A 24,968-nucleotide genomic window follows, 5' to 3' on the forward strand; every position below is an offset into this window, starting at 1 on the left:
GATGAAGTATGAAAATAGTGAAAATCTAACTCAAATGACGGAAGCTGCTAAGTCTATCCGTCGTCATATTGTCAACATGGTTACTGATGCCAAGTCAGGGCATCCCGGTGGATCTCTTTCAGCGGTGGAAATTATGACTGCGTTGTACTTTCAAACTATGGATGTAGATGTTGATAACCCTCAAAAAGAACTAAGGGATAGATTTGTTCTTAGTAAGGGTCATGCAACCCCGGTGTTGTATGGAACATTGGCAGAAAAAGGTTACTTTCCCAAAGAGGAGCTTACTACGTTTAGAAAAATTAACACCTTACTGCAAGGCCATCCTGATATGAAGGAAATACCAGGTGTAGACATGTCCTCTGGCTCTTTAGGGCAAGGGCTTTCTGTAGCAAATGGTATGGCTTTAGCACAAAAATTAGATAATACTGGTAAAAGAGTTTATACTTTGCTAGGTGATGGTGAGGTTCAAGAAGGTCAGATTTGGGAGGCTGCTATGACTGCAGCCCACTATAAGTTAGGTAATCTAGTTGCGTTTTTAGATTTTAACGGTCTTCAAATTGATGGAGATATAAACAATGTAATGTCACCCTCTCCTTTAAAAGAAAAGTGGGAAGCTTTTAACTGGCATGTACAAGAAATTGATGGCCATTGTTTTGAAGAAATTTTTGACGCTATAGAAAAAGCTAATAAAATAACAGAGAAACCTTCGATAATTATTGCTAAAACAGTTAAAGGTAAAGGGATTTCGTTTATGGAAAACAATGCTGGGTGGCATGGTAGTGCACCTAGTGAAGAGCAAAGACAACAAGCTTTAAAAGAATTAGAATAAGGAGGGAAGTTATATGATTAAAGAAATGGCTACTAGAGAAGCTTATGGAAATGCTTTAGTTGAACTAGGAGAGAAAAACAAGGATATTGTGGTATTAGATGCTGATTTATCCAAATCAACTAAAACAGCTGGCTTTGGAGAAAGATATCCAGATAGATTTTTTAATATAGGCATTGCAGAAGCAGACCTTGTGGGAACAGCTGCTGGATTAGCTGCTGCAGGTAAAATACCTTTTGCATCTACCTTTGCAATTTTTGCAACGGGCAGAGCTTATGATCAAGTTAGAAACTCTGTATGTTATCCTAGACTTAATGTAAAACTTGCAGCCACCCATGCGGGAATCACTGTTGGGGAAGATGGTGCTACTCATCAAGCTTTGGAGGACATTGCTTTAATGAGGGCTATACCCAACATGACTGTTGTGGTTCCAGCTGATGGTATTGAGGCTAAGCAGGCTATCGAGGTAGCTGCTGAATATGATGGACCTATGTATATAAGGTTAGGGAGGTCTAAGGTTCCCGTTCTTAATGAAGATAGTTATAAATTTGAATTGGGAAAAGGAGTTGTACTTAAAGAGGGAAATGATGTTACTATTATTGCTACTGGTATAATGGTAGGCGAAGCATTAAAAGCAGCTAAAGAATTAAAAGCTGATGGGGTCGATGCTGAAGTGATAAATATTCACACTATAAAGCCTTTAGACAAAGAGTTGCTTATTAGTTCCGCTACGAAAACCAAAGCGGTAGTTACCGCTGAAGAACATAATGTTATGGGTGGTTTAGGTTCTGCTGTAAGCGAAGTTCTAAGTCAGAACCAAGCTACTCCAATGGAGATGGTTGGAGTTAATGACACATTTGGAGAGTCTGGAACTCCCCAGAGTTTGTTAGAAAAGTACGGACTAACCGCTGATGTTATTTCCGACAAAGTTCGTAAGGTTATAAAGAAAAAGTAAGTGTTGGTTTGATTGAAAGGGGTGCTGACTGCAACAGTTCAGCATCCCTTTTTAATGTAAAAAACTAATTATGTATAAAATAAATAAATACAGTAAACGTTATGGCAGAGTAACAAATAAAAAATGGAAAATAATGCTTAAAACCTGAAATATTGCCGGGGAAATATGACGAATTAAGCATATGGTCCTATGACAAAATTTAGTCGTTGGAACAACTGGACAAACAGTGTATAATTGAATTAAGTAATTTTACTTATGTTAAAGGATTTTTAATAATTTATGTCGAATAAATTATTGCTGACTTATAATCTAATTTAAAACAAGGGGACCTGATATAAATGCTAATTTTTCAGAATGTAGAGATTCGTTATAAATCTGGTAACGTTGCTGTCTCCAACATTAACTTTAAGGTTGATAAAGGAGAGTTTATATACATAGTAGGGCCTAGCGGTGCTGGTAAATCATCCCTACTAAAAGCGATTTTTAAGGAAGTAGAACCATCAAAAGGTGAGATATTTTTGTTAGATAAAAATATAACCCGAGTTAAAAGAAGGCAAATACCTTACTTGAGGCGTCAAGTTGGGGTTGTGTTTCAAGATTTTCGTCTTTTAGAAGAAAAAAATGTCTATGAAAACGTAGCATTTGCTTTAAGGGTTATTGGAGCAAGTAGGAAAGAAATAAAAACAAAAGTTGTAGATGTTCTTGAAACTGTGGGTTTAAGTAAAAAGTTAAAACGATACCCAAATCAACTTTCTGGTGGTGAACAACAGAGGGTAGCTTTGGCACGAGCTCTTGTCAACAAACCGGAGTTAATAGTTTGCGATGAGCCTACAGGTAACTTAGACCCTAATACCTCTGATGAAATTATGGAGATTTTAAACAAAATAAACTTAAGAGGAACTACAGTTATTATGGCTACACATGCTAAGGAAATTGTTAACAAGTATAAAAAAAGAGTTATCGCTGTACAAGATGGCAGTATTGTAAGAGATGACATAGAGGGAGGGTATAGCGATGTTCTTTAAGAATATAGGATATTTTTTCCTTCAAGGATTAAAAGGTATTGGAAAAAACATGTGGATGACTATGGCTTCTGCCGGCGTAACTTTTATTACGTTATTTGTGTTGGGCGTCTTTATGATAGTAAATTCAAATTTGCAAGTGGTTATGGACGATATAAGAAATCAAGCTGAAATTATAGCTTATGTTGAAGATTTTGAACAAGAACAGGAACATGAAGTTGTAGGAAGTATTGAAAGAGAGTTAGCTAGAATTACCGAGACTAAGGAATATGAATATGTGTCTAAAGATGATGCTTTAGAGAGATTGGAAGATATGTTGGGAGAATATGCCGATATTACCGCTGGAATGGATGAAAGAAATCCATTGCCTGCTAGCTTTGAAGTGAGTGTTGAAGATCCAGAATCAATTCCTGAGGTGGCTAATAGACTTGAAAGGATACAATACATTGAGTCGGTGGACTATGGACAAGAGGTACTTGAACAACTGTTAAGTATAACTGAAATGATACAATGGATTGGTCTTGGGCTTATGGTTATATTGATGGTAATGGCGCTGTTTTTAATTGCTAATACTATAAAGTTAACAGTTTATGCACGTAGAAAAGAAATCAACATTATGAAGTACGTTGGAGCGACAAACTGGTTTATAAGATGGCCATTTGTGATAGAAGGATTTCTTCTTAGTTTGATAGGAACATTGTTGGCTTTATTGGCAATATACTTTGGTTATGACTATGCCTTAGTGTTATTGTACGAAAGTCTGCCACCTGAAACTATTCAGTTCAGCTTTGTGGAACTTTCAGAAATAATGGAGTATTTGGTTAAAAATTTATTGGTTATTGGTGTGGGAATTGGAGTAATAGGAAGCTCTTTATCGTTGAGGAAATTCCTTAACGTATAAAATAAATATAATTAAAAGAAGGGAGGGGAGATTTTTGAGTAAAAGTTTTAGAGTTTTTGTTGCTTTAGTTGTGGCTATATCTCTTACTATTCCTTTGTTAACACCGGCTTTTGCCAATGAAATAGAGGAAAAAGAACAGGAGTTAAATGATATTGAAGAAGGTATAGAAAGACGAAGGTCTGAGACAAACCAATTGGAGAGGGATATAGCTGAAATCTCTGACAAAATAAGTAAGTTGGATGGTCAACTTAAGCAGCAAAGAGATAGAATTAATAAATTAAATTCTGACATTCAAAATACTGAAGCTAAAATAAAAGAGACAGATATTGAGATTGCCGAAACTGAGGAGTTTTTAGAGGAAACTACGGAACACCTAGAAACAAGGTTGGTAACCATGTATCAACAAGGTTCTGTAGGGTACTTAGAGGTTTTACTAAATGCAGCTAGTTTTTCTGATTTTTTGTCTCGCTTTAACGCTTTAAGAACAATAGCAGAAGATGATAGAAGGCTGGTAGAGGAAATTAAAGAAGCGAGAGATTTTCTTGAAGTTGAGAGGCAAAAACAGGTAGAGAGAAAAGAAAGTTTAGTTTCTATGCGCGCTGAAGCACAGGCTGTAGAACAGCGGTTGCAAGCTAATAGAAGAGAACAGGATTCTTTGTCTGCTAAGCTTCATGAAAAGAAAAGTTTTACTCAAGCTAGAATTGCCCAAAAAGAGCAGGCTGCAAAAGATGTAGAAAAGAAGATTGAAAGACTAATTAGGGAAAATCAGCAACAAAACGTAGTAAATGCAACTGGGCAGTTTATATGGCCTGTGCCAGGCTATGGATTTGATTGGGTTACCTCACCTTATGGCTATAGAAACCATCCAATATCAGGTGGACAACGGTTACATACTGGTATAGATATTGGTATCCCTCGTGCACGATGGGCTGGTTCTCCTGGTTTTAATGGTAACCCGGTGGATATTGTAGCTGCTGATGGTGGTGTTGTTGTACATGCAGGTGGTAATAGGAGCGTTGGTTATGGTCTTTATGTAATAATTGACCATGGTGGTGGAAAATCCACTTTATATGCTCATATGCATAATATTTCCGTAAATGTTGGGCAAGAAGTGTCTCAGGGCCAAAGTATTGGACATGTAGGTTCTACAGGAGCATCAACGGGACCACATCTTCACTATGAAATAAGAATAAATGGCCAACACACTAACCCTATGAATTATTATTAATAATTAAAACCATCGTTAACGATGGTTTTAATTTTTGTCGTTAGTTAGCTACTGTAAATTTCTACGTCAATTGGGCATAAGGGAATGTAAGTGGGATAGCTAGCAACGTTGGGCTATTAACAATTGTAGAAAGAGAAACGTTATTAGGGTTATTTCATAAAAAAATTCTTATTTTAATAGTAAAGGGATATCATATATAGTTATAGAATAATATTGTTATGTAAGTATTTAATGACTAAGATAAGGGGTGTAATAATGCAAAAACAATGGAAAATAGCCTTTTTAGTATTAGCTTTGGTTGTAACTCATATAGCTACTTTTTCAATAGGGTACAGTATAACTCAACAAGGGTACTCCGAAACTGATGGTGTAAATGGTGATATATCATTCGATTCGGATTTTAACGAAAAGACCATGGAAATTATTGAAGTTATTGAAAATAACTTTTTTGGTGAGTATGATGTGGATGAGATTGAAGAAGCTGTTTATAGAGAATTAGTTGCAGCTTTAGACGATCCTTATAGTGAGTACATGAGTGTAGATGACATAGATAACTTTGGTAGGAGTTATGGTCAAAGTTATGGTGGAATTGGTGTGGAAGTAACTATGCATGAAGATAGAGTAACTGTTGTAGTTCCTATGGCTGGAAGTCCTGGTGAAGAAGCAGGGCTGTTGCCAGGAGATCAAATAGTTGAAGTTGATAGTAAAAACGTGGAAGGTAAGGGATTGTCGGAAGTTGTTGATAAAATTTTAGGAGAACCAGATACCGAAGTGCAATTAGGAATAGTAAGAGAAGGTGTGGAAGGAATAGTTGATTTTGAGATAACTAGAGGTATAATAGATCAGACCGCAGTGGAGTCAAAAATGCTTGGCGATAGATTAGGATATATAGAATTAACCAGGTTTAGTGAAGGCTCTCATAATGAGTTTTTAGAGCACTTAGATGATTTGAAAAAAGAGAATATGGAACAGCTGATTTTAGATTTAAGGGGAAATCCCGGTGGTGGACTAAATGAAGTGCTAGAAATTGGTCAATATTTAGTGCCGGAAGGAAAAATTGTTTATATAGAAGATAAGCACGGTAATAGAATAGGAACGTATACTTCAGATTTAAAGGAAAGAGACTTCGATATGGTTGTTCTTATTGATGAAAACAGTGCCAGCGCTTCAGAAATTTTGGCAGGTGCTTTAAAGGACCATAATGCTGCTACCATTATTGGAGCTAATACTTATGGTAAAGGATCAGTTCAGAACATCATTGACTTAGATGATGGATCAGCAGTTAAGTTAACAGTTTCTAACTTTTTTACTCCTTCGGGAAATATAATCGATGGTGTTGGAGTTGCTCCAGATATTGAAGTAGAACAAGTAGAGGGAGGTAACTATCCTCCTTTAAGATATACTGGTAGCCTCAGCTTAGAAGAAACTGGTGCTCAAGTTATGGTCTTGCAGAACATATTGGAATTCTTAGGATACCAGTCAGGTGTGTATGGAACTTTTGACTCTGATACTGAAGAGGGTGTTAAGCAATTTCAAAATGACAATGAGTTGGAAGCTACTGGAGTGGTAAATTTAGAAGTTGCTGAAAAATTAAACGAAGTTTTAGAAAAAGAACAAAGGGATAATGATAAGCAATTAAACGAAGCTATTGACTATTTTAAGTAATTGGAAAAGCTTAATTACAACTTTAGTGGAGAAATCACACAACTAGATTTGGGGTGAAAAAGTTGTTAAATTTAAAAGATATATTAACTGATATAGTAAATAGTTCAGTAGTCCAAGTTATTTTTGGAATGTTATCTAACCTATATCATAGTACCATAGGAGGATTAATAAATTTTATGTTTGGTGCTGGACCTTTTCCTCCCTTGCTGGTTGTTCTCCCCTTAGTTTTTTATATTGTTTTTAAACAATATAAAAAACAAACAATAATGGAACGAAAACTTTTTGGTATATCTATTACTAATCCCTATAAAGAAACTGTTATTTCAACAGCATACGGGGTTATCGGAGGGTTAATTGGCAGTTTTGTCCTTATTTTTATCGGAGTGGAATTTGCTAGTGTAGGTATAGTGTTTGTTTGGCCTATTGCTATTTTGTTGATGTTAATTAACCCAAGGTATATGTGCTTTGCATATGCAGGTGGATTTGTAGGAGTTTTGGTGTTATTAACCAGGTTAATTGTGGAAGTTCTTGGTGTTCAGCATTACGGCTCGGAATTTTTGGAGGCCTTTTTGTCCATTAACCTTCCAGGGCTTATGGTTGTTGTTGGAGTGCTACACCTTGTTGAGAGTGGATTGATTTTTTTAAGTGGTGCAAAAGGTATAACACCAATTTATTTTGAAAGAAAAGATAAAAAAGGCTATAAAGAGGTTATAGGTGGTTTTACATTACAAAGATTTTGGCCAGTACCTTTGGTTGTACTCTTTGCTATGGCTATTCCTTCAGGTGAGTTAGTGGTTGAATCTTCATCAATTCAGATGCCATCATGGTGGCCACTAATAGAAATGAGTCAGCAACCACCGCCTGGTCATACAGTTACTATGGTAATGTTTTCGGTCATTGCTGCGGTAGGATATAGCGAGCTCGCTTTTTCAACAACTCCCAAAAAGAAGTCAAGGGATACCGCTAAAAATCTAGGTATATATAGTACAGTGTTAGTGCTACTAGCAATAGTTGCAAATTTTTTTCCATTACTAACTTTTTTGCCAGTTATTTTTGCCCCTTTGGGTCATGAGCTTTTAGTGCTTTATTCTCAACATAAGGAGTTTTCTAAAGAGCCTCTTTTCCCTACCAATGATGGCAATGGGATTGTTGTGCTAGGGATTCTCCCTGGTTCTGTGGGTGAAAAGCTGGGTTTGGAACCAGGGTTTAGAATAAAGAGGATAAATGGTCAGAACATAGAAAGTTACTTTGATTATCAGCATTTAATTGCAGAAAATCCAACTTATCTGAAAATGGAAGTGGAAGATTTGCATGGTAGGTTAAAATTCTTAAAGGCACCACTTTTCCAAAGGAGAAGACAGCTTGGTATTATAACTATGCCAGACGGCACTCCTAAATATATGGCATCTTTCAAATTTAACAGCCCTTTAGAAAAAATAATAAATAAATAAAAGGTAAATGCGAATTTATGTTCGCATTTACCTTTTATTTTTTAATAATAATTGTTATAATTAAGGACAAGACAATTTAAGTGGAGATTGCAAATAATATTCCCACTAGACGAAGGGAATATCCTATTAGGTTTGTACATTTGTGCAATCGCCTAAAGGAGAGTTCTAGATTAGGAGGTGTAGTTTATGTTGCCAGGGGAATTTAGTATTCATTCAAAATTTAAACCCACAGGTGACCAACCCAAAGCTATTGACAAATTGGTAAAGGGAATAGAAAAAGGATATAATGGGCAAACGTTGTTGGGAGTAACAGGCTCCGGAAAAACTTACACCATGGCTAATGTTATAGAGCAAGTGCAAAAACCAACTTTGGTAATAGCTCACAATAAAACTTTGGCTGCGCAGTTGTGCAGTGAGTTTAAGGAATTTTTCCCTGATAATGCAGTGGAGTACTTTGTTTCATATTATGACTACTATCAGCCGGAAGCATATATACCACAGTCTGATACCTATATAGAAAAGGATTCCCAAATAAATGATGAAATTGATAAGCTTAGATATTCAGCAACGTCTTCTTTATTTGAAAGAAGGGATGTAATAATTGTAGCCAGTGTATCCTGTATTTATGGATTGGGCTCTCCTGAAGAATATGGTGATTTAGTAGTATCCTTGCGAGAGGGTATGGAGATAGATCGGGATGAGGTTTTAAAAAGATTGGTGGCAATACAGTACAATAGAAATGACACTGATTTTCGACGAGGAACATTTAGAGTTAGAGGAGATGTGGTGGAGATTTTCCCTATCGGTAATAGTGAGAAGGCGGTAAGGGTAGAATTTTTTGGCGATGAGATTGAAAGAATAACAGAAGTTGACTCTTTAACTGGGGAGATATTAGGGGTTCGCAACCATGTAGCTATTTTTCCAGCTTCTCATTACGTTACGGCTAGGGATAAGGTGATTAAAGCTATAGATTCTATTGAGGAAGAACTGGAACAACAACTTAATTACTTCAAAAAAAATGGAAAGTTATTAGAAGCTCAAAGGCTTGAGCAACGGACCCGTTATGATATAGAGATGATGAAGGAAATTGGTTTTTGTCAAGGGGTGGAAAACTATTCTCTCCATTTAACTGGTCGTCAGCCAGGTGATAAACCATATACCTTGATGGATTTTTTCCCTGATGATTACTTAGTAATTATTGATGAATCCCATGTAACAATTCCACAAGTTGGGGCGATGTATGCTGGAGATTATTCTAGAAAAAAATCTTTAGTTGAACACGGATTTAGGTTGCCCTCTGCCTTTGACAACAGGCCTATGAAGTTTGAAGAATTTGAGGGGATGTTGAATCAGACAGTGTTTGTATCTGCCACTCCTTCTCGATATGAAAAAGAGCATAGCCTTCAAACTGTCGAACAGATAATTAGGCCAACAGGTTTATTGGATCCCACTATTACTGTCAAGCCAATTGCTGGTCAGGTGGACGATTTATTAGGTGAGATCCATAAAACTATTACAAATAATCACAGAGTTTTAGTGACTACCTTAACTAAAAAGATGGCGGAGGATTTGACGGATTACCTAAAAGATGCCGGTATTAAAGTTAAATATCTTCATTCTGACATAGATACTTTGGAAAGAATGAAGATTGTAAGGGGATTACGTCTTGGTGAGTTTGATGTGTTGGTAGGTATAAACCTACTTAGAGAAGGGCTGGACATACCAGAGGTAGAATTGGTAGCTATTTTAGATGCTGATAAAGAAGGCTTTTTGCGCTCAGAACGGTCGCTAATTCAGACCATTGGTAGAGCTGCCAGAAATGATCAAGGTCGGGTGATACTTTATGCTGATGTAGTTACTGGATCTATGGACAGGGCTATTACTGAAACTGAAAGACGTAGAGAAATTCAAAAAGAGTATAACAAAAAATATAATATCACACCTAAGACGATCCAAAAAGATGTCCATGCTGTTATTGAGGCTACTAAAGTGGCAGAAGAAGAAACAGAGTATACGACAAAAGCAGGCAAAAAGATGAGTAAAAAGGATAAAAATCTTTTGGTAGCTAAACTTAAAAAAGAGATGGAGGAAGCGGCTAAAAACCTAGAGTTTGAAAAGGCCGCATATTATAGGGATATGATTGCAGATATTGATGCAAAGTAAATTAAATATGGGATAAATGGAGGAGTAACAGTTGAAAGATATAACAATTAAAGGCGCTAGAGAAAATAATTTAAAAGATATACATTTGACGATACCCAGAGACAAGCTAATTGTTTTTACGGGATTAAGTGGATCTGGCAAGTCATCTTTAGCTTTTGATACTATTTATGCTGAAGGGCAACGAAGGTATGTGGAGTCTTTATCTGCCTATGCCCGTCAGTTTTTAGGACAAATGGAAAAGCCGGATATGGACTCTATAGAAGGGTTGTCGCCAGCTATTTCTATTGACCAAAAAACTACCAGTAAAAATCCCCGTTCTACGGTGGGAACGGTAACAGAAATATATGATTATTTTAGGCTGCTATTTGCTAGAGTGGGGACACCGTATTGCCCTAAATGTGATAAGCCAATTGCTCAACAAACTGTTTCACAAATGGTAGATCAGGCCATGACTTTACCTGAAAGAACAAAAATTCAGGTGCTAGCTCCGGTTGTGCGGGGTAGAAAAGGGCAACACATAAAGCTTTTAGAAAAACTGAAAAAAAGTGGTTATGTAAGAGTAAAAATAGATGATCATGCTTATCAGTTAGATGAAGAAATAAAGTTGGAAAAAAACAAAAAGCATACTATAGAAGTTGTTGTAGATAGAATTGTAATTAAAGATGGTGTTGAGAATCGATTAGCAGATTCTTTAGAAACATCTTTAGCGTTAGGAGAAGGTATTGCTATTTTAGACGTGATCGGCGGGGAAAAGATTTCAGTTAGTGAAAATTTTGCTTGTTTAGATTGTGGTTTTAGCTTTCAGGAAATTAGCCCTAGAATGTTTTCATTTAATAACCCCTATGGAGCGTGTACAGGTTGCTCGGGTTTAGGCAGTCATTTGGAACCTGATCCTGATTTAATTATAAAAGATAAAAATTTATCCATTGCAGAAGGGGCAATTATACCTTGGAGTAGAAGCTCTTCTGGTTATTACGGTGAAGTGCTGAGAGTGCTTTCTGAAAAGCATGGTTTTGATTTAAAAGTGCCCGTTAAAGATTTGTCAAAAGAAGTCATAGATATTTTACTTTATGGAACTGGAGCTGAGCGTTATGATATTCAATACATCGGGGCAAACGGAGAAAAAAATCAACTAAATGTTCCTTTTAGGGGATTGGTCAACTGGGTAAAAGCTCGATATAATGAGACTTCCTCAGATTATATTAGAAATGATTTAGAAGGGTATATGTCAAAAAAGAGTTGCGATGAATGTAAAGGAGCTAGATTAAAGCCTGAGGCACTAGCTGTTAAGGTTGGCGATGTAAATATAGCTGAACTTACAGCTTTGTCTGTAAAGGATACAAAAGCTTTTTTCGTTGGCTTAGAGTTGACTGAAAAGCAGATGATGATTGGCAAAATGATTTTAAAGGAAATAAACGAAAGATTAGGTTTTTTGATGGACGTCGGACTGGATTATTTAACTTTGGATAGAAGTGCCGGGACTTTATCAGGTGGGGAAGCTCAAAGGATAAGATTGGCTACTCAGATAGGGTCATCCCTGATGGGGGTGCTCTATATACTAGACGAGCCTAGTATTGGCTTGCATCAACGGGATAATCAAAGACTTTTGGATACCTTAAAAAAACTAAGGGATTTAGGAAACACTTTGATAGTGGTTGAGCACGATGAAGACACGATAAAGGCTGCTGATCATATTGTGGATATTGGACCATATGCAGGGGAGCATGGTGGTGATGTTGTTGCTCAAGGTGATATTAATCAAATTATGGCGGAGAAAAAGTCGGTTACAGGCCAATATCTGACTGGCGAGAAAGAAATTATAGTCCCAGATAAAAGAAGAAAGCCTAATGGAAAATGGCTTGAGGTAAAAGGAGCAACAGAGAATAACTTAAACAATGTAAGCGTTAAATTTCCTTTGGGAGTTTTTACTTGTGTTACTGGAGTATCGGGATCAGGTAAAAGTACTTTAGTTAATGAAATATTATATAAATCTCTGGCGCAAAAAATAAATAAGGCTCGTTCTAAACCTGGCAGTCATAAAGAGATTAAAGGAATAGAAAATATAGAAAAAATTATTGATATAGATCAATCCCCTATAGGTAGAACCCCTAGGTCAAACCCGGCTACTTATACAGGTGTATTTGATTTTATTAGAGAACTGTTTTCAAAAACACAGGATGCTCAGACAAAAGGTTATAAGCCGGGGAGATTTTCTTTTAATGTAAAAGGAGGGCGCTGTGAAGCTTGCCGTGGCGATGGCATAATTAAAATAGAAATGCATTTTTTACCAGATGTTTATGTGCCATGTGAAGTTTGTAAAGGGGCAAGATATAACAGAGAAACCTTGGAGATCAGATATAAAGGGAAAACTATTTCTGACATACTGGATATGCCTGTATCAGAGGCTCTGATATTTTTTGAGAATATTCCCCGCATAAAAAGAAAGTTAGATACTTTATATGATGTTGGGTTGGGATATATAAAGTTAGGGCAACCAGCTACAACTTTATCAGGTGGAGAGGCTCAAAGGGTTAAGCTAGCCACTCATTTAAGTAAACGAAGTAATGGTAAAACCTTATATATCTTAGATGAGCCTACAACAGGCTTGCATGTTGCAGATATTGATAAGTTATTGAGAGTGTTAAATAGGCTTGTGGAAAATGGTGATAGTGTGTTAGTGATTGAGCATAATTTAGATGTCATTAAAACTGCTGACTATATAATTGATTTAGGACCAGAGGGAGGACATCGAGGTGGTGAAGTGATTGCCAAAGGGACCCCAGAAGAAATATGTAAAGAAGATAAATCTTATACAGGCAAATACTTGAAACCATATGTGATTTCAGATAGTGCGGGATAAGTTGACTGCTTTTAAAAGTAACGTCCCACCAAAAAAGGTGGGACGATTATTTTTATTATGATAGATTGTCTAACTCATATAATAAAATTGAGATATTTTAATGTTGTATTTGAGAGTTTTGGAGGTGTGTTATGATGAATTATTTTGCTTTTCTTGCATTTGTTTTTTCTTTATATACTATTAATGAAGTTTCAGTTATAAATAAGAGGCTTAAGAAAAGTGAAGATAAGGTAGGTAGGTTAAAAAGAAGTATGGGAGTTGATGATAAGGATATGGAAGCTAAACAGGAGTATTTGCTTAATTATTTAGGAAAAAAGTGTTTTATTACTTTTGTAGATGATAATACAGTTACGGGTGAGTTAGAGCAATGCCAAGATGGGTGGATAAAGTTGAGGTTGAAAAATGGTCGGATTAAGTTGTTTAAATTGGTTGATGTTTTTTCTATCGAAGTAAAAGATTGAAGTTTTATTTATTTTTCAGATGTGAGAAAACCAGAGGGAAGTCCATTCAGTGAAACATAATCGCCCTAATGCTCTTTTATCCAACTATCTGCTATCCATCATCCAACTAAGGTCTTCATTGTCAATTGTCCATTGTAAATTGCAAATTCGCCTTTGAACTTAATAACTTCTGGGGCCGATATAAGTTATCATACAGGTCATTGGAATGAACCTTATATGTTTTCCTATCAACTATCCGCTATCCAACCATCCAACCAAGATTTTAATTGTCAATTGTCCATTGTAAACTGTAAATTCGCCTTTTTGAACTATACGAGTTATCATACAGGTCATTTGAATGAACCTTATATGTTTTTCTATCAACTATCCACTATCCAACCATCCAACCAAGATTTTAATTGTCAATTGTCCATTGTAAATTGTAAATTCGCCTTTGAAATGAATTTGAACTTAAAAAAGAAGAGTGGTGATTTGATTGAACGATAAAGTTAAGCAAATGCCAGCTAGTCCTGGAGTATATATTATGAAGGATAAATATGGTGATGTTATTTATGTAGGTAAAGCAGCTTCATTAAAAAACAGAGTTAAATCTTATTTTCAAAATACAGAAAAGAAGGGAGCTAAAGTTACTGCTCTTGTTGCTAACATAGAAGATTTGGATTATATAATTACCGATTCTGAAGTAGAAGCATTGATATTAGAAAGTAATTTAATTAAGAAATATCGTCCTAAATACAACATTTCCTTAAAAGATGATAAACACTATCCCTATATAAAAATAGATGTTACTCAGGATTTTCCTAAAGTAGAAAAAGTACGAAAAATTAGCAAGGATAAAGCTCGGTACTTTGGCCCTTATCCCAGTGCTGGAGCTGTAAATGAAACCTTACAGCTAGTTCATAAAATCTTTCCTCTTAGACGATGTAAAGGAAAGTTGGAGCATAAAGATAGGGCCTGCTTGAACTACCAGATTAATCGTTGCTATGCCCCTTGCCAAAAAAAAGTTACTTCTGAAGAATATCGCAAAGTGGTAAATGAAGTGTTGCAGTTTTTAGAGGGAAAGAGTGCTCATTTAGTAAAAAAGATAGAAGCAGAAATGAAAGAACAGGCTGCTCAATTGAATTTTGAAAAGGCGGCTGAGCTTAGGGATCAATTAAAAGGATTAAAAAGTGTTACTGAAAAACAAAAAGTCATTTTTAGCGACCTTACCGATCGTGATATTTTAGCTGTAGCTGATGGTGGTAACTTAGCCTGTATTCAGGTGTTTAGTATAAGAGGTGGGAAACTATTAGGTAGAGATTCATTTAGATTGGAAAATACAGGTGGGTCAACTGCAGAGGAATTATTGTCTGCATTTATAACACAATTTTATGAGAATGCACCTATAGTTCCAGGGGAAATTTTAGTACCTGTAGATCTATCTGAATACAGTCTAGTTTACGAATTTTTGAGAAGAAAAAGAGGGGCAAAAGTCACTGTAAAGGTGCCGCAAAAAGGGGAGAAAAAAGACCTCCTAATTTTGGCCAAAAAAAATGCTCGGTTACAACTTGAGCAATATGAAAGGCAAGGTGGAGTAGAAAAACACCGTGGCGAAAAAGGGATAGTTGAATTAGCTAAAGAATTAAAATTCCAGGAGCTCCCGTGGCGCATGGAATGTTATGACATTTCAAATATCCAAGGAGAATATTCCGTGGCTTCTATGGTGGTTTTTGAAGGTGGGAGACCGGCAAAAGATAAATATAGAAAGTTTAAAATTAAAACAGTGGAAGGACCTAACGACTTTGCATCAATGGCTGAAGTGCTAACCCGTAGATTAAAAAAATATAGAGATGGCGATGAAAAATTTAGTCCATTACCACACCTTATTGTAATAGATGGAGGTAAGGGTCAGCTTTCTTCAGCTTATAAAATTGTAAAGGATATGGGCTATGACCAAATAAAAATTATAGGGTTAGCTAAAAAGATGGAAGAAGTGTTTTTTCCTCAACAATCTGAACCCCATATCTTGCCAAGAAACAGCGAAGGTCTGTACCTCCTTCAAAGAATTAGAGATGAAGCTCATCGCTTTGCTATAACCTATCACAGGACTCTCAGGAAGAATGAAACTTTTACATCCGAATTGGACAGAATAGAAGGAGTAGGCCCCAACAGAAGAAATGCTTTGCTTAAAGTGTTTAATTCGTTAGAAGAAATTTCCACAAAAGATGTAGGTGAAATAGCTGCGGTGCCAGGTATACCATGGCAGGTGGCGGAGAATGTATATAAGTACTTTAGAAAGACAAAATAAAATGGTCGGCATAAGTCCGGCTATTTTATTTTTTTAGATTAAAAAGATAGATAACTTAAAGAGATTTAGCCCTATTTAGCAGATTGTTAATAAAATAATTAATAATATTAATAAATTAATTAAAATATTTCACAAAAAAGGTTGCATTATTTATAAAGTTGAGTATAATAAAAGTAAGAATAAATATTTAAAAGGTATTAATTAAAAATGTTAACAACTGCGACAAGAAAATTGATATTATTCAGGGGTTTTTAGAAAAAAACTGCCACGTGATGTAAAGTTTTATAATCGCTTAACCCATTATAAAAAAAGGAGGAATTAGTAATGGTAGAAGACGTTAAATTGATGGTTTTAGAGATGGTAAGTTCAAAAAAGATATCAGAAAAACAGGCTGAAAAGTTAATAGATTCCTTTAGGTATAAATAGTTTTGTTGGTTTAGGCTAACTATATGTAGCCTACTTACTTAAAATTGTAATTAGGGCAAAAGTTAGCTTAGTTAGCACCAGTTGGTGGGGAACCCCCTCTGGTTGAAATTATTTAATTAATGATGTTTGCAATAAACTTAATTATGTGTATAATTAAATCAAAGCTTAAAAAAATTAATGCTAATATTGATATAGTTAAGTTGAAAAGTAGGAGGTGCCTAAATGAAAAAGCAGGCAATAGGGAAATGTCCTATTTGCGACTCTCATTTAAATGTGGCTAGGCTGAAATGTAAGAAGTGTGATACTGCTATAGAAGGTGATTTTGATTTATGTAAATTCTGTAGGCTAGATAGGGAACAAAAAGAGTTTGTGGAAGTGTTTATAAAGAGCAGAGGTAACATTAAAGAGGTAGAAAGAGAATTAGGGATTTCTTATCCGACGGTACGAAGTAGGTTAGAAGGGGTAATAGAAGCACTTGGTTACAGACCGGAACCAGTTCCAAAAGTGGATTCCGAAACAGCAAGGAGGCGCAAAAAAGTCCTTGATGCTTTAAATAGTGGTGATATTACAGCTGAAGAAGCTGTAGAATTATTAAAAGAGCATAATTAACAACAAAACTCCATCCTAGCAAAGGGTGGAGTGGTAAAAAATTTTAACTACCTAATTCAGAATATATAAAATAAAAAGAAAAGGGGGAGGAGAAGTGGGGGTTACTGAAAAACAAATGATTTTAGAAATGATGGAGAAAGGGAAAATATCTCAAAAGCAAGCAGATGAACTGCTTGATGCATTAGAAAAGGATAATTCTCAATCCCAGCAATCCGAGAAAGAATCAAGTAGTAAAGATGAGGGTGAGAAAAGCTCCTTTTATGATGATGGTGGTGCTGAATGTAATGAAGGTTTTTCTTTATTTGATAATATTAAAGATGTTTTTGGCATGACAGTGAATAGCAGTTACAAATATGAGTTTTATAGAGAATTTACTCATACATTTGAAAGCTCTGAAATATTCGTGGATCTCAAAACAAAAAAAGGAGATATATTTGTTCAAGGATGGAATAAGCCCCATGGTCTTATCCAAGAGACAGTTGTTGTTCAAGGGGTAAAGGGTAAAGAAAGGGCAAAGGAATATGTCGATAAGTATCATAAGCTTTCTTTAGGTAAAGATTTTATAAAAGGAAACCCAAAAAATAAAAAAAGAAAAATATCTGTTTGTTATAATCTTTTTTTACCACAAGATAAAGTTTATAAGCTGGACCTATCATCTACTAACGATGAAATTTTAGTAGAGAACATTAACACTGACTTATGCGATGTTAGCTTAGTAAATGGTGAGTTTAAAATTAATAACATAGTTGCAAATCTATTGGATATTTCTCTAGTAAACGGAGATGGTGTCGCTCAAGGAAAGTTCAAGAACATTAATGTTTCCACTGTTAATGGTGACCTTGTGATTAAAGAAGAAGCTTTATTGCCAGGAAATGCAGATATTTCCACTGTCAATGGTGACATTAAGTTTTATTTACCTATGTCAGGTGAAGGGGTTAAAGTTGATATGAATTCTGTGAATGGAAGCTTAGAAATTAATCATCAGAATTATGTACTCAAGGGTAAGAAACTTGCATTTACTAAAGATTATGAAGTGCATGGGGCAAGGCGGTCGTATGATATTAACTCCGTTAACGGGGATCTTGTATTTGAAGAATTATAAGAAAGGGTGTTAATAAATGTTAGAAATTTTACAAACGTCTGCGGTGCAAATTGGGATATTTATTTTAATTTTAGTTGCAATTATTTGTAACATGATTGTTAAGTTAACCATGGTAAAGTCTGGTATCTATAAAAATTATTCAAAGAATAAGATAAGTGCTGGGAGAATACAGGGTGGACTTTGGACATTGGGTATCGGTCTTTTAGCAATTGCGTTTATCCAACTGGATAATGTAGGTTTTTGGTTAGGTTTTTGGATTTTAATAGCAATGGCAGGTTTGATACAAATAATATCTGCACTTTTAGGTAGTAGAAGTAAATACTTTTAGAAGAGCTAGGAAGGTGATGTCAATGGCGCACCTTAACAAAGAATTTCAAATTTCTCCACAGCATAAAGTGGCGTTTTCTATGGACAAAGGAGAAATAGATGTTAGGGGCTGGGATGAGGATTTATGTAAAGTCGTTGTGGAAAGCGACCAAGAGGTAGTTTTTACTCATAAAAAAAAAATAAATAGGTTATTTTTAAGCGCTGGCGAAGGTGAAAATAAAAAGGTGCAGATGTACTTGCCAAGGACTTGTAATATCTTTATAAACGGTAGTTATTTAGATCTATCAGTAGCTAACTTCGATTATAAATTAAAGGTTGAAAATGGAAATGGAAAAATATCTGTAACCAACTTTTTAGGAGACATAAGTTTAGAGCAGAGCAAAGGCAGTATCGAGCTTGTTTCAAACTGTGGCAGATTAAAGGCTGATTTAGGAAATGTAAATACAGAAGTTTTTAATCATACAGGAGATCTAACAATAGATGCAGGTAGTGGTGACTTGTATGTTAAGGGTTTAGATGGAGCAGCTAACTTGGTGCTAGCTAAGGGGAACCATACGGTAACAGAAAGTAAAGGGAGCTTGTGTTTTAGCTCAGCGGGAGAGATAGATATAACTTCCTGTAGGTTTACTCAAATTAGAGGAGTAGGTGCTGGAAATACAGTGTTGGAATTGCCTAAAACGTTAATTTTAAATTATGATATCGTTAGAAATGGAGATATGTGCCTGTTCATCCCGCCAAATTCTTCTTTAAATTTAGAAGCATTCTTTGATTCTGTGGATAATAAGGTGGAGTCGTTAAAAACAGAAAAAAACCCGGGGTTCTACAGGATAAATAAAGGTGCTGAATGGATGGCAGAAGTTAAATTGCAAGGGAAGCATTTGGATATTCAAAGTAAAAATGACGAGTGTGCTGATAAATATGAGAGCAATACATCGGGAAGTAAAGAAGCTTTAAGGATTTTAAAGATGGTTGAAGAGGGAGATTTGGACCCTCAAGAAGCGGAAGAGCTTCTGGAAGCTATAGATAAGGAGGTAGAGTGATGAATGAAAAAATGCAAGTTTTAAAAATGATTGAATCAGGCAAGGTTACTGCAGAAGAAGGTATGAAATTACTAGCAGCGGTAGAGAGTAAAGGAGATAATAGTACTTCAAAAAGCAGTGCTAGGCAGCTGAGGATTAAAGTTATAAATAAAGATAGCGGTAGAGTTAAAACTAATATTAAAATTCCTATGTATTTAGTATCCATAGGCATGAAATTCATTCCCCAAGACAGTTCTCTAACTAGAAAAGAGTTAGCAGAAGCAATTCAATTGGCTAAAGATAAAGGAGAAGGTACTGTGTTAGAGGTAGAAGACAAAGATTCTAATTACGATGTTCACATTATGGTGGAGTAGAATAGAGGGGGGGATATTTTGTCACAAAGCAAATTACATGTTTTGCAAATGGTTAAAGAGGGAAAGGTTTCTGCAGAACAGGGGCTTGAACTACTTGATGCACTAGAAAAAGAAGCCCCGCATAGTCAAAGGGAGTTTGTTGATCAATATGATATGGATGACCCACGTCATGTTAGAATTAAGATAGTGAAACAAAATGATTCGAAGTATGTAATAGACATTCCTCTAGGATTAGTAAAGTTCTTAAACTATTTACCTTTAACTAACGCAAAAATAAAAGTAAATAATATGATGATCACTAAAGAGGAGATTTTGTCAAAAGCTGAACAGGGCGAAAAAGGGGTAATAAAAGAGATTGTTGATGGTCAGAAACATATCTTGATCGAACTTATATAGCTTTAGATGGAGTGATTAATATATGAAGCTGTTATTAATAGTATGTATTATATCTTTGTTAGGGGGGTGCAGTGTGGAGGAAACAAACTCAGTTATAGAAACCGATGATTATCCAGAAGCAGTATCGAAACAAAAAGAAGAAGTTAGGATAGCTGGAGGAAGTTTTGTGTATAGCTGTTCTGAAACAAAAAAGCAATACGTATATATTGCTTTAGGAGAAAGGCCCACAGGGGGATATTCTATTAAGGTATCAGTGGAAGAGACAAAAGAGAAAATAATTGTAAAATATCAAGAGTTAAAGCCTGATAAAGATGACATTGTTACTCAAGCAATAACTTACCCAGATAAAATGTTAGTTTTTGAAAGAGGAAAAGATGTTGAAATTATTAACAAAAATAATAAGGAATAGAAACTATAAAGGATGAAGATAATGAGCGATATTATAAAGGGGCTAGATTTAAATAAAGGGGACTTCATAACTTTTGTTGGTGGTGGTGGTAAAACAACTGGTGTTTATTCACTGGGGAAGGTTATGGATGATAGTGTTTTAACCACTACCACTAAAATGTTTCCGCCAAAACAAAAAGGGGTAATAGTAGTAGAGGACTGCCTTCCCAAAGACTATAAATATAAACAGTATTTATTAGTAGAAAAGATTGAAAAGGATATCTTAAAAGGGTTGGATAAAGATAGGTTAGCTGACATATATGATGAAAATAAAGGTACTTTTATCTGTGAAGGTGACGGTGCAAGGATGAAGCCACTAAAATTATGGGCAAGTCATGAGCCAGCTATCCCGGCTAACTCTAACGTTGTTTTGTCAGTCATTGGAGCCTCTGTATTAGGGAAAAAATGGGATAGAAACAATGTTCATAGAGATTCTTTGTTAAACTTGGATGGCGAAGTTATATCGTTTGCTACTATTTTAAAGATCGCAAAAGAAGGTTTTTTTTCTCAAGGGGTTCCATCGGGAGCAAGTTTACATCTTGTTTTTAACCAGTGGGATAAAGTAAAGGGAAAATTTAGTGCCAATGAGCTGTTAGAATTTGCACAGGAAATAAAAAAAATTGAACGGAGGCTCATTTCGGTAGCGTTTATTTCATTTACAAAAGAAAAGTTATATTATGTTTTCTAAAATTAAACACTTTCCAGTATTTCAACTGGAAAGTGTTTAATTTTGGGATGGCAACTGCCATATAAGTGTTATTTTCAAGTTTTTAAACCGGATTTGCTTGCAGGTTTTCCTACTATGTTATTGTTCTTCATCTTTTTATTTTGTTTTTCCAGCATTTTTTTAAGATAGATTTTTTGGGCGGGAGTAGGGTTTTTGACAATTTTACCTCGCTTATTATCTTTATTTGCTTTTGTCATTACACTGTCCTCCTTTTTAAGTTTAACATCTTTCGAAGGCTCCACTATAGTTTTATCTTGACGGGGAGCAATTTCAACAAGGGTTGCTTTACTAGCTGTGTTATCATGGTTAATGATTTTATCGGTGTTTTCTTTAGATTCAGTATTTTGCGTTTCCTGATTTTTTCCCCTATTTTGAGAACTTATGTTTGTTAAAAATATTTCCCAATTAACTTCAGGTATGGAGTTTGTAGTAAACTTTAAAAGTCCGATTAGTATAGATAGGCCTAACTTTATATAACTTTCTTCTTTGCAATCTTTGGAGCGCCAGTTAATGTTAACTACAGGGATTGAGATTTTTTTAAGCGTAGTAAGATGTGTTAAATTTTCTATAGATCTTTTTTGGGGAGGAGATATATAATCAAGTTCAAACATTTTAATAAGAGACCATCGAAAGTTATCTGCAAGCTTTTTACTTCCGTTTAATGATAATCCGTTGTACTCGGTTTTGAAAATTCCTTCCATGTTTGAAAGGCAAAGTAGCAAATCAAAGGTATAAAGTTCTTTATCTTGGTTAGAAGCTATTTTCACATTACAGCCTGAACCTTCAAGTAATCTTTTTGTTTCGGTAAAATAAGACTTTGGGGTGTTATCATTGTTGTAAATTAATCCAATGTTTAAGTCTGCCAGGGGACTATCTAAAAAAAGGACTTTTTCTTTTTCTAGTATAGAAAAATTGCTCCATAAATAATTTAGTGGGAGGTATAGGGTGCCATCATTCTTATAAGCCTCTCCTGGCACTTGGGCATTATATTTAATTATTTTGTAACCCATATCTTAAACCTCCTCTATATTAGGATATTTTATTGTATTCTAATTTGGGCTAAAGGTGAGAAAAATAATTAAGGTTAAGAGCTTAAACATCGTCTTTTACTTTGAAATATTTGATGCTGGGCTTTAACAATAGATTTGTAGGCATCTTTATCAATTTTTTTAAATATATCAATTTTAGGTAGAGAATTTACTTCATATATCCAAGGTGCAAAAAAAGTATCAAGTTTTATGTCTAAGGAAAGTTGAGATATATGGGGAAAATATTTATATAGTTGATTTGCAGAATTTATAGCTAATATCGTAAAAAGTTTTTTAAAGGATATTTGATAATCATTGGAAATATCTAGTTTATCTAGCACATATTTCAAGCTGTATCCCTTTTTTTCATTGGTAGAGGATGATACCGCTATGCCTGTGACTTTCCAATAGGATTTTGGGCGTTGAACTATAGCTTTTATTATAAAGCTGTTATTATCAACTTTGGGTGTATCGGAACCATGTTGAATGATATAAGGTTCTTTTGACATGAAAGGAACAATTTGGGACCAAAGATCTCTGCGGTCTAAATTAGAAATAGTTCGGTACTGAAATTGGAGTTTAAAATTATTTTTTGTTTTTTGAACCATAAAAGATTTTTTTTCTTTAACACCTTTACAAGGTTTGCAAAAAACCATAGGGTAACTAGTTATGAAGTTTTGAAAAGTACTGGATGTAAGAAACGTGGTTTTTGGAAGAAAGTTATTAATTATTGGGTGTTGAGATAAAATTTCATTTTTAATTAGCTTATTATTGATATGTGACTTTTTTAACTCCATAGAAACACCTTCTTCTGTATGTGGCTTTATATTAACCTATGTTAAAGTTTATAAGGCGTGCTTATTACCAAAATTAAAAAGAAAAGGAGCTGTTTCAAAAACAGAATGTGCTCTGTTTTGAATCAGCTCCTTTTGACTTAAAAACCTTGTAGCTGCGAATAGAGTAACTAAATCCCAGCTAGTTTTTGAAGTTATTTAGTAATAAAAATTTGGGTTACATAAACCCCTGATGGATTTTGGTCAACTATACCTATTCCTACATGAGTATAATTAGGGTTTAAAATATTTCTACGATGACCATCTGAAGCCATCAACCTGTGATGGGAAACTATGTAACTTTGAGAAGATGCGATATTTTCTCCAACTCGTCTAAAGCTAATATTTTCGTCACGAAGCATTTGGTTTGCTCTACCATAAACGGGAGACTCGTGAGCAAAGTAATTATTGTCTATAAAGTCTTGGCTTTTCATGTTAGCTAACCTGCTAACTTGTTCGTCAATCTTTAACGGACTAACGCCGGCAGCTTTTCGTTCTTGGTTGATTAAATCGAGCATGTTTAATTCTCTTTGACTAACCTTATATGTTTTTTTATTTTTTTCTTGATTAGAATCAGAGGATTCTCTGCTAGAGGACTGTTCACTTTCAGAATTTGTGTTGGTGTTAGCTCTTCTTCTATTAGCCCAAAAGTCGTCGATTCCATTAGTTTTATCTTGGCTATCAGCAGGGGCGCTTTCTTGCTTATTTTCTTCTTTGTTGTTGACGTTATTCTCAGTGTTGGTATTTGCATTTCTTCTTCTGTTCCAAAAGTTTGCTATAGTGTTACTTTGTTTTTCATTATCAACATTTGTTTCCTCTGGTTGTTGTTCTGTGGTTGTTTGTTGTTGACTTGTTCCATTGACATGTTGTTGTAAGAAATCTCGATAAGACATACTCTCAGCAGGACTAGAAACTAAAATAATTGATGAACTTATAATTCCTAACGTTAAATAAGTAGTAATTTTTTTCATAAGTACCCTCCATTTAATTTTTCATATTATATATTAATAGTAGCTGACTATGTCCCACTGTTCAAAGGTAATTGTTTCAATTAATAGATTATTTAGGAGTGGGCAAAATTCGTAAAAAACTATGCAAACTATATGCACCAAGTACCATGTAAATTCATAGATTATTGTGAAAGGAGGGTACAAAATGAGAGAGAGATTTGATCCCACTTGTAGACAAGAAAATGATGTTGAACCGGAATTGGTGGAATGCATCATCACAACTAAGGTTTATGATGCTTGCCGTCAAACAGAATGTGAATTTTTTGAGTTTCTAGCTGGCGAAGAAATCAATGGTGAAATTAACTTGCCTGAAGATTGGGCTGGGGATATTGAAACTTTGACGGGATTTGCAGAAATTGATAAGACAACAGTTGATTATGAAGTTAAAAAAGTAGAGTTAATAGATGGAGGACCCCTTGCCAGAGTAAAAATAAGAGTGTTTGCAGAATTTGACTTAACAATCATTGATGAAGATACAGAAAACGAAGCACTTAATGAGGGTTTGTTAGCAGAATTTTATAAAGATGTAGTACTATGGTTGCCATGCCCTGATAGAATGGAAGCTATAGCAGAAGCAATATTCTGCGTGCCAGGTGAGCCTATTTTTGAAGAAGCACAAATTAATGAAGAGCCTGCTGTTAGCATTTTAGTTCCAGTTGGAGCTTGGATTATCATTAAGTCAATAGCAGAGGTACAACTTTTAATTCCTGCTTTTGGTTTTTGCCCTACACCTCCAGAGTGTGAAGAATTCCCTGATAAAGATGCATGCGAAGAGTTTGAAGAGCTCCCATTCCCAGATTTTTACCCACCACAGCCAGAACCTAATGATGACTAACAATAATTGCCGGTTT

23 protein-coding genes are annotated in these 24,968 nt (G+C 35.1%); 20 read left to right on the forward strand and 3 right to left on the reverse strand.

Annotation, left to right across the window (positions count from 1 at the left end):
* Position 1: 1 nt before the first annotated feature.
* The 19 genes from PRVXT_RS02685 (at position 2) to yqeC (ending at position 21,207) form a co-directional block, all read left to right on the forward strand.
* Positions 2-829: a transketolase gene (locus PRVXT_RS02685; protein WP_350344156.1), complete on the forward strand. Its 828-nt coding sequence runs from the start codon at positions 2-4 to the stop codon at positions 827-829.
* 16 nt (positions 830-845) lie between these two features.
* Positions 846-1,781, forward strand: a complete 936-nt coding sequence (locus PRVXT_RS02690; RefSeq protein ID WP_350345095.1) for a transketolase family protein — start codon at positions 846-848, stop codon at positions 1,779-1,781.
* Positions 1,782-2,119: 338 nt separating this feature from the next.
* Positions 2,120-2,806, forward strand: a complete 687-nt coding sequence (ftsE, locus tag PRVXT_RS02695) for a cell division ATP-binding protein FtsE (RefSeq protein ID WP_350344157.1) — start codon at positions 2,120-2,122, stop codon at positions 2,804-2,806.
* Positions 2,796-3,704 carry a permease-like cell division protein FtsX gene (gene ftsX, locus PRVXT_RS02700; protein WP_350344158.1) on the forward strand — a complete coding sequence of 303 codons (909 nt, stop codon included), beginning with the start codon at positions 2,796-2,798 and terminating at the stop codon, positions 3,702-3,704. Before ftsE ends, ftsX begins: the two co-directional genes overlap by 11 nt.
* Before the next feature lie 34 nt (positions 3,705-3,738).
* Complete coding sequence (locus PRVXT_RS02705) at positions 3,739-4,932, forward strand: murein hydrolase activator EnvC family protein (protein ID WP_350344159.1); 1,194 nt, start codon at positions 3,739-3,741, stop codon at positions 4,930-4,932.
* A gap of 255 nt (positions 4,933-5,187) precedes the next feature.
* Positions 5,188-6,597 carry a S41 family peptidase gene (locus tag PRVXT_RS02710; RefSeq protein WP_350344160.1) on the forward strand — a complete coding sequence of 470 codons (1,410 nt, stop codon included), beginning with the start codon at positions 5,188-5,190 and terminating at the stop codon, positions 6,595-6,597.
* A gap of 62 nt (positions 6,598-6,659) precedes the next feature.
* The gene (locus PRVXT_RS02715) at positions 6,660-8,048 is read left to right on the forward strand and encodes a hypothetical protein (RefSeq protein ID WP_350344161.1); all 1,389 of its coding nucleotides are present in this window, start codon (positions 6,660-6,662) and stop codon (positions 8,046-8,048) included.
* Positions 8,049-8,234: 186 nt separating this feature from the next.
* On the forward strand, positions 8,235-10,211 hold the full coding sequence (uvrB, locus tag PRVXT_RS02720; RefSeq protein ID WP_350344162.1) for an excinuclease ABC subunit UvrB: 1,977 nt from the start codon (positions 8,235-8,237) through the stop codon (positions 10,209-10,211).
* Positions 10,212-10,242: 31 nt separating this feature from the next.
* Positions 10,243-13,071, forward strand: coding sequence for an excinuclease ABC subunit UvrA (gene uvrA, locus PRVXT_RS02725; RefSeq protein WP_350344163.1), 2,829 nt, complete (start codon positions 10,243-10,245; stop codon positions 13,069-13,071).
* Between the two features lie 131 nt (positions 13,072-13,202).
* Positions 13,203-13,532, forward strand: a complete 330-nt coding sequence (locus PRVXT_RS02730; protein WP_350344164.1) for a DUF6897 domain-containing protein — start codon at positions 13,203-13,205, stop codon at positions 13,530-13,532.
* A 475-nt stretch (positions 13,533-14,007) separates the two neighbouring features.
* On the forward strand, positions 14,008-15,819 hold the full coding sequence (uvrC, locus tag PRVXT_RS02735; protein ID WP_350344165.1) for an excinuclease ABC subunit UvrC: 1,812 nt from the start codon (positions 14,008-14,010) through the stop codon (positions 15,817-15,819).
* A gap of 648 nt (positions 15,820-16,467) precedes the next feature.
* Positions 16,468-16,854 (forward strand): DUF2089 domain-containing protein, encoded by a 387-nt coding sequence (locus tag PRVXT_RS02740; protein WP_350344166.1) that lies wholly within the window; start codon positions 16,468-16,470, stop codon positions 16,852-16,854.
* Positions 16,855-16,948: 94 nt separating this feature from the next.
* Entirely contained in the window at positions 16,949-17,956 is a 1,008-nt protein-coding gene (locus PRVXT_RS02745) for a DUF4097 family beta strand repeat-containing protein (RefSeq protein ID WP_350344167.1), read from the forward strand.
* Positions 17,957-17,972: 16 nt separating this feature from the next.
* On the forward strand, positions 17,973-18,284 hold the full coding sequence (locus PRVXT_RS02750) for a hypothetical protein (RefSeq protein ID WP_350344168.1): 312 nt from the start codon (positions 17,973-17,975) through the stop codon (positions 18,282-18,284).
* 22 nt (positions 18,285-18,306) lie between these two features.
* Positions 18,307-19,323: an SHOCT-like domain-containing protein gene (locus PRVXT_RS02755; protein ID WP_350344169.1), complete on the forward strand. Its 1,017-nt coding sequence runs from the start codon at positions 18,307-18,309 to the stop codon at positions 19,321-19,323.
* Positions 19,323-19,676, forward strand: coding sequence for an SHOCT-like domain-containing protein (locus PRVXT_RS02760; protein WP_350344170.1), 354 nt, complete (start codon positions 19,323-19,325; stop codon positions 19,674-19,676). The genes PRVXT_RS02755 and PRVXT_RS02760 overlap by 1 nt, the downstream gene beginning before the upstream one ends.
* 18 nt (positions 19,677-19,694) lie before the next feature.
* Positions 19,695-20,072, forward strand: coding sequence for an SHOCT-like domain-containing protein (locus PRVXT_RS02765; RefSeq protein ID WP_350344171.1), 378 nt, complete (start codon positions 19,695-19,697; stop codon positions 20,070-20,072).
* Between the two features lie 73 nt (positions 20,073-20,145).
* Entirely contained in the window at positions 20,146-20,481 is a 336-nt protein-coding gene (locus PRVXT_RS02770; RefSeq protein WP_350344172.1) for a protease complex subunit PrcB family protein, read from the forward strand.
* Between the two features lie 21 nt (positions 20,482-20,502).
* Complete coding sequence (gene yqeC, locus PRVXT_RS02775; RefSeq protein ID WP_350344173.1) at positions 20,503-21,207, forward strand: selenium cofactor biosynthesis protein YqeC; 705 nt, start codon at positions 20,503-20,505, stop codon at positions 21,205-21,207.
* A 74-nt stretch (positions 21,208-21,281) separates the two neighbouring features.
* On the opposite strand, the gene PRVXT_RS02780 is transcribed toward yqeC, so the two are convergent.
* The 3 genes from PRVXT_RS02780 to PRVXT_RS02790 form a co-directional block, all read right to left on the reverse strand.
* The gene (locus tag PRVXT_RS02780; protein ID WP_350344174.1) at positions 21,282-22,256 is read right to left on the reverse strand and encodes a hypothetical protein; all 975 of its coding nucleotides are present in this window, start codon (positions 22,254-22,256) and stop codon (positions 21,282-21,284) included.
* 74 nt (positions 22,257-22,330) lie between these two features.
* Positions 22,331-23,071 carry a YheC/YheD family protein gene (locus PRVXT_RS02785; protein WP_350344175.1) on the reverse strand — a complete coding sequence of 247 codons (741 nt, stop codon included), beginning with the start codon at positions 23,069-23,071 and terminating at the stop codon, positions 22,331-22,333.
* Positions 23,072-23,262: 191 nt separating this feature from the next.
* On the reverse strand, positions 23,263-24,078 hold the full coding sequence (locus tag PRVXT_RS02790) for a CAP domain-containing protein (protein ID WP_350344176.1): 816 nt from the start codon (positions 24,076-24,078) through the stop codon (positions 23,263-23,265).
* Positions 24,079-24,262: 184 nt separating this feature from the next.
* Between PRVXT_RS02790 and PRVXT_RS02795 the strand changes: the two genes are divergently transcribed.
* Positions 24,263-24,952 carry a hypothetical protein gene (locus tag PRVXT_RS02795; RefSeq protein ID WP_350344177.1) on the forward strand — a complete coding sequence of 230 codons (690 nt, stop codon included), beginning with the start codon at positions 24,263-24,265 and terminating at the stop codon, positions 24,950-24,952.
* The last annotated feature ends 16 nt before the right edge of the window (positions 24,953-24,968 follow it).

Source organism: Proteinivorax tanatarense (assembly GCF_040267685.1).
Lineage (GTDB): Bacteria > Bacillota > Proteinivoracia > Proteinivoracales > Proteinivoracaceae > Proteinivorax > Proteinivorax tanatarense.